This window comes from Streptomyces viridiviolaceus (assembly GCF_014650995.1).
Classification (GTDB): Bacteria; Actinomycetota; Actinomycetes; order Streptomycetales; family Streptomycetaceae; genus Streptomyces; species Streptomyces viridiviolaceus.
In genome coordinates, this window is record NZ_BMWA01000005.1 from 47,378 (window position 1) to 61,101 (window position 13,724).

Here is a 13,724-nt window from a genome sequence, read left to right on the forward strand (position 1 = left end):
AACACCCCGTGAAGGTCGGCTGCATCGGACTCGGCGACATCGCGCAGAAGGCGTACCTTCCGGTGCTCGCCGGTCTGCCCGGGGTCGAGCTGCACCTGCAGACCCGCACCCCGGCGACGCTCACCCGGGTCGCTGACGGCCTCCACCTCCCGCCGGCCCAGCGGCACGCCGACCTCGACGCACTCCTCGCCCAGGACCTCGACGCCGCCTTCGTGCACGCGCCGACGGCCGTCCACCCCGAGATCGTGACCCGGCTGCTCGGGGCGGGCGTCCCCACCTACGTCGACAAGCCGCTCGCCTACGAACTCGCCGACTCCGAGCGGCTGGTGGCGCTCGCCGAAGAGCGGAGCACGAGCCTCGCCGTCGGCTTCAACCGGCGTTACGCCCCCGGCTACGCGCAGTGCGCCGAGCATCCGCGCGAGCTGATCATCATGCAGAAGAACCGCATAGGGCTGCCCGAGGAACCGCGCACGATGATCCTCGACGACTTCATCCATGTCGTCGACACGCTGCGCTTCCTGGTGCCCGGACAGATCGACGACGTGAGCGTCCGCGCCCGCGTCGAGGGCGGTCTGCTCCACCACGTCGTGCTCCAGCTCGCCGGGGACGGCTTCACCGCGCTCGGCGTGATGAACCGCCTCAGCGGCTCGACGGAGGAGATCCTGGAGGTCTCCGGCCAGGACACCAAGCGGCAGGTCGTCAACCTCGCCGAGGTGATCGACCACCGGGGCCAGCCCACCGTGCGGCGGCGCGGCGACTGGGTGCCGGTGGCCCGGCAGCGCGGCATCGAGCAGGCGGTGCTGGCCTTCCTCGACGCCGTGCGCGCGGGCAAGGTGCTCAGCGCCCGGGACGCGCTGGAGACCCATGAGCTGTGCGAGCGGGTGGTACGCGCGGTGCGCGAGCGGTACGCCTGAGCCGCACCGTCCGTACGCCCTCGGCGGCGCCCCAGACGACGAGGATCACCAGCGCCGCGTGCACCGGCCAGTCGCCGAGGCGGACGTAGGGCGTGCTCCCGTGGGTGAGCGGGACCTCGTACACCTGGGCCGTGATCGCATCCGTGCCGAGCCACGGCCCGATGCGCGCTCCTTCGGCGTCGTAGACCGCGGAGACCCCGGTCAGCGTCGCGTGCACCATCGGACGGCCGGTCTCGGCGGCCCGCAGCGCGGCCAGCGAGGCATGCTGCTCCGGCGCCCAGGAGTGCTGGAACGTCGACGTCGACGACTGGGCGAGCAGCACCTCGGCGCCGTCCGCGGCGAGACGACGGCTCATGTCGGGGAACGCGCTTTCGAAGCACACCATCGGCCCGATCCGCAGTCCGTCCCCGACGTCCATCACCACCTGACGTGAGCCGCGCCTGCGGTCCTCGCCCGCCGCCTCGCCGACGGACGTCGCCCAGCCCAGCAGCGACCGGGCCGGGACGTACTCACCGAAGGGCACGAGGCGCATCTTGTCGTACCGGTCACCGGTCGGACCGTCCGGGCCGACGAGCACCGAACTCTTGTAGATGCCGGGCCTGTCCGAGCGCCGCGCGTCCACGTTGACCAGGATCCGCGCGCCGGTCTCCCGCGACAGCGCCGCGAGCCGGCGCGCCAGGTCCGGCCGGTCGTCCAGGTCGAAGCCGACGCTGCTCTCGCCCCAGACGACCAGGTCGACGTCCCGGCCGGCCAGCCGGCGGGTCAGCTGCTCCTCGCGGTCGAACCGGCGGTCGGCGCTGTCCCGCCCGGCGACGACGCCCGGCTGCACCACGGCCACCGCCGCCCGTTCGCCGGCGTCGGGGCGCGGTGACCACACCCAGACCGCCGAGCCGGCCGCGGCGGTGGCGACGAGCCCGGCCACGGCCGGCACCCGGGCCCGGCGGACGGCGACCAGGACCGCCACGGCCACATTGACGGCGACCACCAGGAAGCTGAGCAGCCACACCCCGCCGACCGAGGCGAGCCGCAGCGCCGGTGCGACCTGCCACTGGCTCGCGCCGAGCATGCCCCAGGGACCGCCGAGCCCCTGCCAGGAGCGGACCAGCTCCACCGCCAGCCAGCCCGACGGCAGCACCAGCAGCGCCGCCGCGGCCCGGCCGCCCGAGGGCGCTCCACCCAGCAGACGGCGCACCAGCCAGCCCCACGGGGCCCACAGAGCGCCCAGCAGCGCGGCGATGACGAACGTGAACACGTGCAGATTGGGCAGCAGCCAGTGGTGCATGGCCAGCATGAACCCGAACCCGCCCCACCAGCCGTCGTACACCGCGCGCCGCCCGCTGGGCGCGGTCCGGGCGAGCAGCAGCCACGGGACCAGGGCGACCCAGGCCCACCACCACAGGGACGGGGCCGGGAAGGCGAGAACGGGCAGCGCCCCGGCGACCGCGGCGACGGCCGAACGGCGCCACGGGGAGGCGAGCCAGTGGCCGAGCGTCTTCATAGGCGCCTCCCTACCCCGTGGGGCCTTCAGTGTGCGCCCCGGCGGGGGATCGGGAACAAAAGATCCGGCGGGGCCGCCGGCACCGGCTCAGTCGATCACAGGCGCCGCCACTTCTCCCGGGCCACCACCTCGCCGATCCGCCAGCCGTCATCCGTCCGCAGCAGCGCGAAGGCGTACCGGCCACCGGAGACGAAGTCGGGCGCGCCCGGGCCGGCGTCCCCGCCCGCCGCGCCCATCGGGCTGACGTAGTCGGCCTGGACGTGGGCCGTGTCGCCGGTGTCCTGATCCCAGACGCCGAAGCGCACCCTGCGGTTGACGATCAGATGCTGCCGAGCCGGAAACGGCCGCAGACTCTCGGCGAGCCACTCGGCGACCTGCCGGGCGTCACCCGCGATGCCGCCGGCCGCCCGGTAGTCGGCCCGGCCGCCCGGTGCGAACAGCTCCCGGTACGTCGTCCAGTCCCCGTCGTCCCGCGCCACCGCGTAGTCGGTCACCAGGTGGTCGACGGCCAGCCGGTCCCTCACCGTCGCGAGCTCCACACGCTGCGTCATCGGCTCAGTGTTGGGCATGGGAGGTGCCCAGCCAAGGGGCGCGGCGACATTCGGTGGCACTTCTCGGCGGTGGCGCGATGATCTCGATACCGGACCGGCTGATCATATGGCCGACGCACGAGGTGCCCTCGGTCGAGCTCGGTTGACCGCCCTGGCCGCCGCTCTCGCCCTCGCCACGGGCGTGTCCGACGTGAGACAGGGCTTGCCTGACGTGAGAGAGGACGGGATCGGTGTGAGACTGGGCACGGAAGGGGTGATCCCAGTGTCGGACCCACCGCCCGTGTCCTCCGGCCCCGACACTGCCGTTGACGAGAATCGGCTGGAAGAGCTGATCATCCAGGCGCAGACCGCTCTGCCGGTCGAACTGCCCGCCCTGGCGAACCAGTGCGCCTCGGCCCTCGGTCTGGACACCGCGCTGATCTACCTCGTCGACCTGCAACAACGGCTGCTCATCCCACTCGACGAGGCCTTGGAGCCGCTGCCGGTGGACCGCTCGTCGGCCGGCTGGGCGTACCGCACGGTCTCCCCGCGGGTGGCCGAGGGCGACGACGGCTTGATCCTCTGGATGCCTCTGGTCGACGGTGCGGAGCGGCTGGGCGTTCTGGCGGTGCGGACCGCCTCGCTCGACGCGGTGCGGATGCGCCGCAGCCGGATGCTGGCCCATCTGTTCGCCATGCTGGTCACCTCCAAGCGCGCCTACAGCGACTGGCTCGCCGCCCGCACCCGCACCGCGACCATGCGGTTGCCCACGGAGATGCTGCGGGCCTTCCTGCCACCCCGCACCATCGGCAGCAGCAGGTGCGTATCGACCGCGGTCGTGGAACCGGCTTACGACATCGCCGGCGACGCCTTCGACCACTCGGTGGTCAAGAACGTGCTGCACACCATGATCCTCGACGCCATGGGTCACGATCTGACAGCCGGCCTGACCACGTCGGTTGCCATGGCGGCGGCGCGCAACGCCCGCCGGGGTGGTGGCGACACGGTCGACGTCGTCGCCTCCGTCGACCAGGCCCTCGCCCAATGGCTGCCCGACCATTTCTGCACCGGCGTGCTGTGTCGGCTCGACGCCGAGACCGGGGTGCTGCACTGGGTCAATTGCGGTCACCCCCCACCGCTGCTGATCCGTGCCGAACGTGTGCTCGCCGGGGCGCTGGACAGACCCCCGCAGCCGCCGATCGGCCTGGCTGGTCCACTCGCTCCCGCAGCCCGGCAGGTCCATGAGACGACGCTGGAACCAGGTGATTGCGTCCTGCTCTACACCGACGGTGTCGTGGAGGCTCGTGACGCGGACGGTGCGGAGTTCGGCCTCGACCGGTTCACTGACTTCATCATCCGCTCCTCCGCCGCCGGGCAGCGCCCGGCTGAGACGCTGCGACTGCTCATCCACGCCATTCTCGACTACCAGCGCAACCAACTGCGGGACGACGTGACCATCCTGCTCTTCGAATGGCACCCGCAGCGCCGGTGACGTGGTCTTGCGCCGGGCCTCGCCGTGCTCGTGCGCCTGCGTCGTTGTGCGGCGGCCCGGGGACGACGCTGTTGGCCAACAACGTCAAGCGAGGCCGGTGCCGCGCCGGGCCGCACCGTCAGACGGTCGCCGACCCGGCGTCGACCCCCGCCGCACGCGCTAGTCGCAGAAGGGGCTGTGAGCGAGGTCGGCGAGCCCGTCCTGCCGAACCGTTCGTGGCGGCGGGGACGGCCGGGTGCCGTCCTCGGCGACCGGCTGGAAGTAGTGGTCCAGCGCCCAGGCAGCCACCTGGGTGCCGGTCCGGCAGCCGGCCACGTCCGCCGCGCGGGAGTGGACGCCGCCCCACACACGGGCGTCGACGACGTCCCGGTTGAGTTCGTCGGCGGACCCGTAGAACCGTGTGGTGCCGGTGACCTCGGAGGGGACGTGGAGGTCGATGTGCGAGGTGCCGAGGACGCCGGTCAGGGCGCGCACCACGGCGGCGGTGACGGTCGTGTGGCCGGCGAGGTGGTCCGGGTGCGGTGGGGTGATGAGCAGCGGCTCCCAGGCCGGGTCTGCCGTCGTCGCGGGGTTGCCGTCGGTGTCGGCGAGGCGGATGGCGGTGATCGGCCGCCAGGAGCCGTAGTGCAGCTTGGAGTCCCATGCCGTGACGACGGCGTCGGTCGCCGACGCGTTCACCGCGGCGAACAGCCGGGCCGTCTCGGCGATGTCGAGCCCGTGCCGGGCGGCGTGGTCCCGTAGGGCTGTCTGGACCTGGTCGACCAGGTTGCCGCTGAAGAAGAGAGCGGTCTCGGTCTGCTGCGCGCTCCTGCCCGAGCCGGTCTTCGCGCCCATGACCTTCAGTTCCTGGATGTCCTCGGCGTATGCGGCCGAGGAGATGGAGGGTGGTCCGCCGGGGCGGAACTGTTGCGGGGAGGTGAGCAGGAGGGGGCGGAGCCTGGCGAGCCAGGTGTCGATGAAGGGCTGGAACGCGGGCGGGGTGGGCCGCCAGACACCCGGTGCCGGGGAAGCGGTGAAAGGAACGTCCGCGAACCTTCCGTCCCCTTCCCGGAGTTCGATGATGCGGGCGGCGGCGCGCTTTCCGTAGTCGACGCCCCGGTCTCTGGCCCGACCGGCCGGGAGAGCGGCGAGCGAGTCCGCGTAGGCGGTGTCGAGCCGCTCCTTGAAGGCAGGGAAGTAGGTGAGCAGCACGTCGTGGGCCGCAGTGGCGGCGGCCGCCGCGGAGGATGCCTTGGCCGGACCGCGCTCGCGCCATTTGTACAGGGCGTAGCCGCCTTCGATGCCCACCACCGCGTTGTACACGGCGACGGAGACGAAGCCCTCCCAGATCGCCACCTGCCCGGAGGGGCGTGGGCCGAGGCTGGTCTTGATCGTGTCGGTGGCGATGGCGTTCCACTCGCGGACCACGGCTGCCGGGTCCGCCGCGGTCCGGGTGTCCGCGTCGGGGGGACGGGTCGCGGCGGTGAGCGTCACGAGGGCGATGGCTGCGACGGCGCAGACGAATCCCCGGACACGTGAACGCGGAGGAACGGGCAGAAGGGGCTCTCGATGCACAGCCTGCTCCCTGGAGTCGAGTGTCCAAGGCTTAGCAACAGCCCACTGGGCGAGCAAGACAACTCGCCGCGAACCGGGTAGGGCTGGGCGCTCTCGAACACCTCACCGCCCGGTGAGGGGAGATCACCGCCGGACGTCCCCTGCACCCGCCCCGGGCCCCGGCGAACCGCTCTGCGATGGGGCAGGGTCGCGAATGCGACCAGGTGTTTCCGTGCGCCTTCGACTGGCGGTGCCCTTCGACGACAACAGCGAAAGGCCGTCCGGATGGCCAAGAACGGGGGAAGGTCGCTCGGCGGCATCCGGGCAAGCGAGCACGCTTGGTCGGGCAGCTGGAGCGCGTGGTCGTGGAACCCGGCCGTGTCGAGGATTCAGCAGTGCCGGGTTCACGGGTTGACACACCGTCACACGTCAACGCGCCCCCGGGCGGGACGGGGCTCAGGGGCCACGTTCCTGTGGATGATGCGCCGCTGCGGCTGGGGCACGAAGGAGGGCCAGGAGACGGTCCCGGCCGTCGAGATCAGCCGGGAGGTCTTCGTCTGGGCGCTGCGCAAGGCGTGCCTGTCCCACCACGTCCCCGAGCTGCACGGCGACCCGGCCACGTGGAAGCGGCAGCTGCGGCAGGCGCCCGCGGACGTCACCCCGCCGGCCTCGGAGATCCACGGGCTCGCGCGCGTCGGAGACACGGGGCGTGCCACGGCTCTGCTGCCGCACGGGCGGCCGTCTCCGCTGGAGGAGGGGATGACAGCGCATCTGTTCTCCCTAAGATGATCGATGATCGATCAGACATCGTCGTCTTCAGGAGGTCCTCATGTCGCGTCCCATCACGGTGGTCACCGGCGGCAGCCGGGGGGTCGGCGCGGCGACCTGTCTGCGCCTCGCGGCGGACGGGCACGACGTGGCCGTGGGGTACGTCCGTGACGCGGCGGCCGCGGAGGCGGTGGCGGCCGGAGTGCGCGAGGCGGGCGGCCGCGCTGTCACGGTCCGGGTGGACACGTCGTCCGAGGCCGATGTCGACAGGCTCTTCGACGTGGCCGAGAGCGGCCTCGGACCGGTGACCGGGCTGGTGAACAACGCGGCGGTGACCGGTCCGCTGGGCCGGCTCGCGGACAGCGACACCGCGAACCTGCGCCGCGTCCTCGACGTCAACCTGCTGGGGACGCTGCTGTGCGCCCGCCGTGCGGCGCAGCTCATGACTGCCCGGGGGAGCGGCGTGATCGTGAACGTCTCGTCGGGCGCGGCGACCCTCGGCAGCCCGGGGGAGTACGTCCACTACGCGGCGACCAAGGCCGGCGTCGACGCCCTGACGCTGGGGCTCGCCAAGGAGCTGGGCCCGGACGGCGTCCGCGTCAACGGGGTCGCGCCGGGCCTCGTCGACACGGAGATGCACGCCGCGATGGGGGATCCGGACCGGGCCCGCCGGATGGCTCCGGGAATCCCGCTGCGCCGGGCGGGCCGGGCCGAGGAGATCGCCGCCGCCATCGCCTGGCTGATGTCACCGGACGCGTCGTACACGACGGGGGCGGTGCTGAGGGTGGCGGGCGGTCGCTGAGGGGCGCGCTTCCGGTGGGGCTCGGGGGCGGTGGTGCGGGCCGGTCGTCCGGGAGCCGTGCCCTCCGCTCCGGCCCCCCGCGGGTCAGGCGGCCTCGATGACCTCGCCCCGGATCGCGGCCGCCCACTCGACCACCAGCAGTTCGTACTCCGCGCGCTCCTGGGACGACAGGGTTCCGCCCGCGCGCCGCCACAGGGCGCGGATCTGCTCGTTCAGCTCCGCGGCGGACCGCACGGAACCAGGGGTAACCAAATCGGGGGACATGCGGACAAGCCTAGGGGCAAGCACTGACAGTGCGCTACCGGACGGCTACAGGACCGCGTGCGTCAGCCCGCCGACTCCGCGGCGTGCGGGCTCAGCACGCCCATCGCGACGAGGGCGATGATGACCACGCCGAGCGCGACCCGGTACCAGACGAACGGCATGAAGCTCTTGGTCGAGATGAACTTCATGAACCAGGCGATGACCACGTAGCCGGTGGCGAAGGCGATGACCGTCGCGAAGATCGTCGGCCCCCAGGTGACGTGGTCGCTCTCCATCGCGTCCTTGAGCTCGAACAGGCCGGAGGCGAGCACCGCCGGGATCGCGAGCAGGAAGGAGTACCGGGCCGCGGCCTCGCGGCGGTACCCCATGAACAGGCCACCGCTGATCGTCGCACCGGAGCGGGAGACGCCGGGGATGAGGGCCATGGCCTGGCAGAGGCCGTAGATCAGGCCGTCGCGGACGCCGAGGTCCTGCAGTTCCTTGCGGCGCCTGGGCGCGCGGTGCCGGCCGCCGGTCTCGTCCCGCGCGGCCATCCGGTCCGCGACGCCGATGATCACACCGACGACGATCAGCATGGTCGCCGTGACCCGCAGGTCGCGGAACGGCCCCTCGATCTGGTCCTTCAGGGTCAGGCCGAGCACGCCGATCGGGATCGAGCCGACGATCACCAGCCAGCCCATGCGCGCGTCGGGGTCCTTGCGCATGGTCTTGTCCCGGAGCGAACGGGTCCAGGCCGAGATGATCCGCCCGATGTCCTTGCGGAAGTAGATCAGTACGGCGGCCTCCGTGCCGATCTGGGTGATCGCCGTGAAGGCCGCTCCGGGGTCGTGCCAGCCGGAGAACGCCGCGGTCAGCCGCAGGTGCGCGCTCGAGGAGACGGGGAGGAACTCGGTCAGCCCCTGGACGAGTCCGAGGATGAGGGATTCAAACCAAGACATGAAGTTACGGAGTCCAAGTGCCGATCGTGGAACGGACGGTGGACACACCGAGCCGCCGCGTGCGGTGATCAGGGTCGAGCGTGTCGAGGGGCAGCGTAGCGCCCCCGGGTGAATGGAACGGCACAGGGGTTGGGCGGGTCAGGCCGCCGTCGGCCCCGTCACCGTCCAGCCCGGGGCCTGCGGGCGGGCGGTCAGGTCCTCGTGGCGGACGGTGTCGCCGCACGACCGACAGGTGACCTGCGGGACCAGCTCGCTGCCGCAGGCGTGCTCGATCACCATGGGCCGGTCGCCGTCCGCGCGCAGGTGCCGGTCGCCCCATGCCATGAGGGTCATCAGGACGGGCTCCAGTTCCAGCCCCGCCCGGGTCGGCCGGTACTCGAAGCGCTGCGGGCGCTCGCTGTAGGGCCGCTTCGCCAGGATCCCGGCGTCCACCAGGCGGCGCAGCCGGGTGGCCAGGACGTCGCGGGGCGCGCCGGTGTTGCGCACCAGCTGGTCGAAGCGGCCGTTGCCCAGGCAGACCTCCCGCAGGACGAGCAGGGAGTACTTCTCGCCGACCAGGGCCAGCGCGTCGGCGATCGAGCAGGGGCGGGGGTTCTTGGCGGCGGCGGGCATGGCGCCAGTCTAGGTGAGGGTCCGGATTTCCAACTCGCCCCCGTCAGTGGGTTTGTTTTTCCAACTCGACTGGTTATGGTGAGTCCAGATTTCCTACTCACCGGTAATCGCCGCGGTGGACCGGTCACCGTCCCGGCGGCCAAGGAGGCCCGCACCATGCGTGACGCAGTCATCGTCGAAGCCGTACGCACCCCCATCGGCAAGGGCAGGCCGAACGGCGCCCTCGCGCACGTCCATCCCGTGGAGCTCCTCGCGCACACCCTGCGCGCCCTCGTCGAGCGCTCCGGCGTCGACCCGGCGCTGATCGACGACGTCATCGGCGGCACCGTCGACCAGGTCGGCGAGCAGGCCATGAACACCACCCGCTACGCCCTGCTGTCGGCGGGCTTCCCCGAGTCGGTGCCCGCGACCACCGTCGACCGCCAGTGCGGTTCCTCACAGCAGGCCGTGCACTTCGCCGCCCAGGGCGTGCTCTCCGGCGCGTACGACCTCGTCGTCGCGTGCGGGGTCGAGTCGATGAGCCGGGTACCGATGTGGTCGAACGTGCCGGCCGGCAAGGACCCCTTCGGCCCCGGGATCGCCGAGCGCTACCCGGAGGGGCTCGTCCCGCAGGGCATCAGCGCCGAGCTGATCGCCGCCAAGTGGTCGATCACGCGGGAGCGGATGGACGCCTTCGCCCTCTCCTCGCACCGCAGGGCCGCCGACGCCTGGGGCGCCGGCCTGTTCGACGCCGAGGTGGCACCCCTCGAGGGCGTCACGCGGGACGAGTGCGTACGCCCCTCCAGCACGCCCGAGGTCCTCGCCGGCCTCAAGCCCGCCTACTACGACCCGGGCTTCGCCGAACGCTTCCCGCAGATCGAGTGGAACATCACCGCGGGCAACGCCAGCCCGGTCAACGACGGTGCCTCGGCCGTGCTGATCACGTCGAGCGACACCGCCGCCCGCCTCGGCCTGCGCCCGCTCGCCCGGCTGCACAGCTTCGCCGTGACCGGCTCCGATCCGCTGCTGATGCTGACGGGAGTCGTCCCGGCCACCGAGAAGGTGCTGCGCAGGGCGTCGCTCTCCCTCGGCGACATCGACCTGTTCGAGGTCAACGAGGCGTTCGCGAGCGTGGTCCTGGCCTGGCAGCAGGAGACCGGCGCCAACCTCGCCAAGGTGAACGTGCACGGCGGGGCGATCGCGCTGGGCCACCCCCTCGGCGCCAGCGGCACCCGGCTGACGACGACACTCGTCCACGCCATGCGCGAGCGCGGCGCCCGCTACGCCCTGCAGACGATGTGCGAGGCGGGCGGGCTCGCCAACGCCATGGTCCTGGAAGCCGTACGGCCCCGGTGACGCCCCGTCAGCGCCCGCGCAGCCGGTGGCGCTTGCGCCAGGCCACCACCACGCCCGCAAGGCCCGGCAGGGCGATGCAGGCCAGCGCGATCAGGAAGGCCGGCGACGTGGGGGCGGAGGCGCGGGCGCCGGCCACCACGTAGGCGGCGGTGTTCGGGATCGACCCGAGGGCCGTCGCGCACAGGAACGGCAGCAGGCCCATGCGGGAGACGGCCGCGCAGTAGTTGGCGGCGGCGAACGGCACACCGGGGAACAGCCGCGCCGCCAGCATCGAGCGGAATCCGTGCCGGCTGAGCTGCCCGTCCGCGGCCTTCAGCCACTTGCCCCGCAGCAGCGGACGCAGCGCCTCCTGCCCCAGCATCCGGCCGAGGCAGAAGGCGATCCCGGCGCCGAGCACCGTGCCCGCCAGGGCCGAGGCGAGGCCGAACTGCGAACCGAACAGGGCTCCGGCCGCGAGGTTCAGCAGCGGGCGGGGCACGAACGCGACGGTGCACAGGCCGTAGGCCACCGCGTACGCCACCGCCGCCGCGGCTCCGCCGAGCTGCGGCGGCCAGCCGTGCACGAGCAGCTTCTGCGGTTCGAACAGCAGCACCGTCCCCGCGGCCGAGGCCAGCAGGGCGACGAGCAGCGACAGCCGGGACCACGGCGAGAGCAGCACTCTCGTCACGCGGGCGGCGAAGCCGGCCGGGGCGGCCGGAGCGGCGGTGACCGCGGCGACGGCGAGTTCCGTCGCGGTGGCCCGGGGAGAGGCCGTGGCGGTGCCCCCAGAGCGGGTGGTGGCATCGAGCATCCGGTGACACTAACCGACAAATGTGTGTGATCGCCGTATGGTGCGTCTCATGAGCGTCACAACGGCGCGAACTCCGGACGCGCCACGCAGCCCCCTCGCCGACACCGTCCTGGAGCGGCTCACCGCCCACTACGCGGCCGCGGCGGACCCCGAGCGGGCCCTCGCCATGCGCGCCTACATGAAGGACGTCGCCCCCTTCCTCGGCCTGGCCACCCCCGAGCGCCGCGCCCTGTCCCGCGCCGTTCTGAAGGGCACGCCGGCTCCGGACGAGGCGGACTGCACCGCGATCGCGCTGCGCTGCTGGCGGTTGCCCGAGCGCGAGTACCACTACTTCGCCGTCGACCTCCTGTGCCGCCACGCGCGGCACTGCTCCTCCGGCCTGCTGCCCGTGGTCCGGCACCTGCTGACCACCGTGCCCTGGTGGGACACCGTCGACCCGCTCGCCGCGCACGTGGTCGGCACGCTGGTCGCCGCCGACCGGCGGCTCACGGCCGACATGGACGCGTGGATCGCCGGCGACGACCTGTGGCTCGCCCGCGCCGCCCTGCTCCACCAACTGCGCTACAAGGAGCGCACCGACACCGGCCGCCTCTTCGACTACTGCCTGCGCCGGTCCCAGGACGGCGGCTTCTTCGTCCGCAAGGCCGTCGGCTGGTGCCTGCGCGAGTACGCCAAGACCGACCCGGACGCCGTACGCGGCTTCGTCGCCGAACACGGGCACGCCCTCGCCCCGCTGTCCGTGCGGGAGGCGCTGCGGAACATCGGGCCGTGACGGCTCGGACTCCGGTGCGCTGAAAACCATTCGACGCGGGACCAGGCGTCGGCAATGATCGGCGTCATGTTCCGGTACGCCTTCCTCCTCGCCGCATCCGCCGCAGCGGATGCCCCGAAGGCTGCCGTTCCCCACTTCCTGACCGCCGTCGACGGCGCCCGAAGCTGACTCTCCCCGGATCGTCCGGCGGACCCCGCAGGGGGAGGGTCGGCGAGTTCCCGGGGTCCCCATCACCACCACGAGGCTTCGAGGTATCGCCATGCCCAAGACGGCGTACGTCCGCACCAAACCGCATCTCAACATCGGCACGATGGGTCACGTCGACCACGGCAAGACCACACTGACGGCCGCCATCACCAAGGTCCTCGCCGAGCGCGGCGCCGGCACGTTCGTCCCGTTCGACCGCATCGACCGGGCGCCGGAGGAGGCGGCGCGCGGCATCACCATCAACATCGCGCACGTCGAGTACGAGACCGACACCCGGCACTACGCGCACGTCGACATGCCCGGCCACGCCGACTACGTCAAGAACATGGTCACCGGCGCCGCCCAGCTCGACGGGGCCATCCTCGTCGTCTCCGCGCTCGACGGGATCATGCCGCAGACCGCCGAACACGTCCTGCTCGCCCGGCAGGTGGGCGTCGACCACATCGTCGTCGCCCTCAACAAGGCCGACGCCGGGGACGAGGAGCTGAGCGACCTCGTCGAACTGGAGGTCCGCGAACTGCTCACCGCCCACGGGTACGGCGGGGACACGGTACCCGTCGTACGGGTCTCGGGGCTGAAGGCCCTGGAGGGCGACCCGCGGTGGACGGCGTCCGTCGAGGCGCTGCTCGACGCCGTGGACACCTACGTGCCGATGCCGGAGCGGTATCTGGACGCGCCGTTCCTGCTGTCGGTCGAGAACGTGCTCACCATCACCGGCCGGGGCACCGTCGTGACCGGCGCGGTCGAGCGGGGCACAGTCCGCGTCGGCGACCGGGTCGAGGTGCTCGGGGCGTCCGTGGAGACGGTGGTCACCGGCCTGGAGACCTTCGGCAAGCCCATGGAGGAGGCGCAGGCCGGGGACAACGTGGCGCTGCTGCTGCGCGGCGTCGCCCGCGACACGGTGCGCCGCGGGCACGTGGTCGCCGCGCCGGGCAGCGTCGTGCCCGCCAGGCGCTTCTCGGCGCAGGTGTACGTGCTCTCGGCGCGCGAGGGCGGGCGTGCGACGGCGGTGACCACCGGGTACCGGCCGCAGTTCTACATCCGTACGGCGGACGTGGTCGGTGACATCGACCTCGGCGAGACGGCCGTCGCCCGGCCGGGCGACACGGTCACCATGACGGTCGAACTCGGACGTGACGTGCCCCTGGAGCCGGGGCTCGGCTTCGCGATCCGCGAGGGCGGTCGGACCGTCGGGGCGGGCACCGTCACGTCCGTGGCCTGAGCGTGGTCCGTGCGCGGGGACTGCGGACGCGTCGTGGCCGGTCGCGC

General features: G+C 72.5%; 14 protein-coding genes. 7 read left to right on the forward strand and 7 right to left on the reverse strand.

Annotated elements, in window-relative coordinates:
* The first annotated feature begins 8 nt into the window (after positions 1-8).
* Complete coding sequence (locus tag IE260_RS07985) at positions 9-914, forward strand: Gfo/Idh/MocA family protein (RefSeq protein WP_189869779.1); 906 nt, start codon at positions 9-11, stop codon at positions 912-914.
* On the opposite strand, the gene lnt is transcribed toward IE260_RS07985, so the two are convergent.
* Positions 838-2,412, reverse strand: coding sequence for an apolipoprotein N-acyltransferase (gene lnt / locus IE260_RS07990; protein ID WP_189869780.1), 1,575 nt, complete (start codon positions 2,410-2,412; stop codon positions 838-840). The two genes, IE260_RS07985 and lnt, sit on opposite strands and share 77 nt — an antisense overlap.
* Positions 2,413-2,507: 95 nt before the next feature.
* Positions 2,508-2,963: a nuclear transport factor 2 family protein gene (locus IE260_RS07995; RefSeq protein ID WP_189869781.1), complete on the reverse strand. Its 456-nt coding sequence runs from the start codon at positions 2,961-2,963 to the stop codon at positions 2,508-2,510.
* A 253-nt stretch (positions 2,964-3,216) separates the two neighbouring features.
* Here IE260_RS07995 and IE260_RS08000 point away from each other — a divergent pair, with 253 nt between their 5' ends.
* The gene (locus IE260_RS08000; RefSeq protein WP_373303323.1) at positions 3,217-4,434 is read left to right on the forward strand and encodes a PP2C family protein-serine/threonine phosphatase; all 1,218 of its coding nucleotides are present in this window, start codon (positions 3,217-3,219) and stop codon (positions 4,432-4,434) included.
* A gap of 159 nt (positions 4,435-4,593) precedes the next feature.
* Here IE260_RS08000 and IE260_RS08005 read toward each other — a convergent pair whose 3' ends face one another.
* Positions 4,594-5,907, reverse strand: coding sequence for a vanadium-dependent haloperoxidase (locus tag IE260_RS08005; RefSeq protein ID WP_189869782.1), 1,314 nt, complete (start codon positions 5,905-5,907; stop codon positions 4,594-4,596).
* Positions 5,908-6,444: 537 nt separating this feature from the next.
* Here IE260_RS08005 and IE260_RS41530 point away from each other — a divergent pair.
* Together IE260_RS41530 and IE260_RS08015 are read left to right on the forward strand one after the other, a co-directional pair.
* Positions 6,445-6,756, forward strand: a complete 312-nt coding sequence (locus IE260_RS41530; RefSeq protein WP_308434649.1) for a DUF4291 family protein — start codon at positions 6,445-6,447, stop codon at positions 6,754-6,756.
* Positions 6,757-6,796: 40 nt separating this feature from the next.
* Positions 6,797-7,537 (forward strand): SDR family oxidoreductase, encoded by a 741-nt coding sequence (locus IE260_RS08015; protein ID WP_189869784.1) that lies wholly within the window; start codon positions 6,797-6,799, stop codon positions 7,535-7,537.
* A gap of 84 nt (positions 7,538-7,621) precedes the next feature.
* Here IE260_RS08015 and IE260_RS08020 read toward each other — a convergent pair whose 3' ends face one another.
* The 3 genes from IE260_RS08020 to IE260_RS08030 form a co-directional block, all read right to left on the reverse strand.
* On the reverse strand, positions 7,622-7,801 hold the full coding sequence (locus tag IE260_RS08020; protein WP_188183490.1) for a hypothetical protein: 180 nt from the start codon (positions 7,799-7,801) through the stop codon (positions 7,622-7,624).
* Positions 7,802-7,863: 62 nt separating this feature from the next.
* Entirely contained in the window at positions 7,864-8,739 is an 876-nt protein-coding gene (locus IE260_RS08025; RefSeq protein ID WP_189869785.1) for an undecaprenyl-diphosphate phosphatase, read from the reverse strand.
* 138 nt (positions 8,740-8,877) lie between these two features.
* A complete protein-coding gene (locus tag IE260_RS08030; RefSeq protein ID WP_189869786.1) occupies positions 8,878-9,351 on the reverse strand; it encodes a winged helix-turn-helix transcriptional regulator in 474 nt (157 codons plus the stop codon).
* 156 nt (positions 9,352-9,507) lie between these two features.
* Here IE260_RS08030 and IE260_RS08035 point away from each other — a divergent pair, with 156 nt between their 5' ends.
* Positions 9,508-10,686 (forward strand): thiolase family protein, encoded by a 1,179-nt coding sequence (locus IE260_RS08035; protein WP_189869787.1) that lies wholly within the window; start codon positions 9,508-9,510, stop codon positions 10,684-10,686.
* Between the two features lie 7 nt (positions 10,687-10,693).
* On the opposite strand, the gene IE260_RS08040 is transcribed toward IE260_RS08035, so the two are convergent.
* The gene (locus IE260_RS08040; protein WP_189869788.1) at positions 10,694-11,476 is read right to left on the reverse strand and encodes a TVP38/TMEM64 family protein; all 783 of its coding nucleotides are present in this window, start codon (positions 11,474-11,476) and stop codon (positions 10,694-10,696) included.
* A 49-nt stretch (positions 11,477-11,525) separates the two neighbouring features.
* On the opposite strand from IE260_RS08040, the gene IE260_RS08045 reads away from it, so the two are divergent.
* Positions 11,526-12,248 (forward strand): DNA alkylation repair protein, encoded by a 723-nt coding sequence (locus IE260_RS08045; protein ID WP_189869789.1) that lies wholly within the window; start codon positions 11,526-11,528, stop codon positions 12,246-12,248.
* A 259-nt stretch (positions 12,249-12,507) separates the two neighbouring features.
* Positions 12,508-13,677, forward strand: coding sequence for an elongation factor Tu (gene tuf, locus IE260_RS08050; RefSeq protein ID WP_189869790.1), 1,170 nt, complete (start codon positions 12,508-12,510; stop codon positions 13,675-13,677).
* The last annotated feature ends 47 nt before the right edge of the window (positions 13,678-13,724 follow it).

Excerpts from the sequence above, each read along its gene's own strand:
- lnt (WP_189869780.1), bottom strand. The coding sequence starts at position 2,412 with ATGAAGACGCTCGGCCACTGGCTCGCCTCCCCGTGGCGCCGTTCGGCC.
- IE260_RS07995 (WP_189869781.1), bottom strand. The coding sequence starts at position 2,963 with ATGACGCAGCGTGTGGAGCTCGCGACGGTGAGGGACCGGCTGGCCGTC.
- IE260_RS41530 (WP_308434649.1), top strand. The coding sequence starts at position 6,445 with ATGATGCGCCGCTGCGGCTGGGGCACGAAGGAGGGCCAGGAGACGGTC.
- IE260_RS08015 (WP_189869784.1), top strand. The coding sequence starts at position 6,797 with ATGTCGCGTCCCATCACGGTGGTCACCGGCGGCAGCCGGGGGGTCGGC.
- IE260_RS08020 (WP_188183490.1), bottom strand. The coding sequence starts at position 7,801 with ATGTCCCCCGATTTGGTTACCCCTGGTTCCGTGCGGTCCGCCGCGGAG.
- IE260_RS08025 (WP_189869785.1), bottom strand. The coding sequence starts at position 8,739 with ATGTCTTGGTTTGAATCCCTCATCCTCGGACTCGTCCAGGGGCTGACC.
- IE260_RS08030 (WP_189869786.1), bottom strand. The coding sequence starts at position 9,351 with ATGCCCGCCGCCGCCAAGAACCCCCGCCCCTGCTCGATCGCCGACGCG.
- IE260_RS08035 (WP_189869787.1), top strand. The coding sequence starts at position 9,508 with ATGCGTGACGCAGTCATCGTCGAAGCCGTACGCACCCCCATCGGCAAG.
- IE260_RS08040 (WP_189869788.1), bottom strand. The coding sequence starts at position 11,476 with ATGCTCGATGCCACCACCCGCTCTGGGGGCACCGCCACGGCCTCTCCC.
- IE260_RS08045 (WP_189869789.1), top strand. The coding sequence starts at position 11,526 with ATGAGCGTCACAACGGCGCGAACTCCGGACGCGCCACGCAGCCCCCTC.
- tuf (WP_189869790.1), top strand. The coding sequence starts at position 12,508 with ATGCCCAAGACGGCGTACGTCCGCACCAAACCGCATCTCAACATCGGC.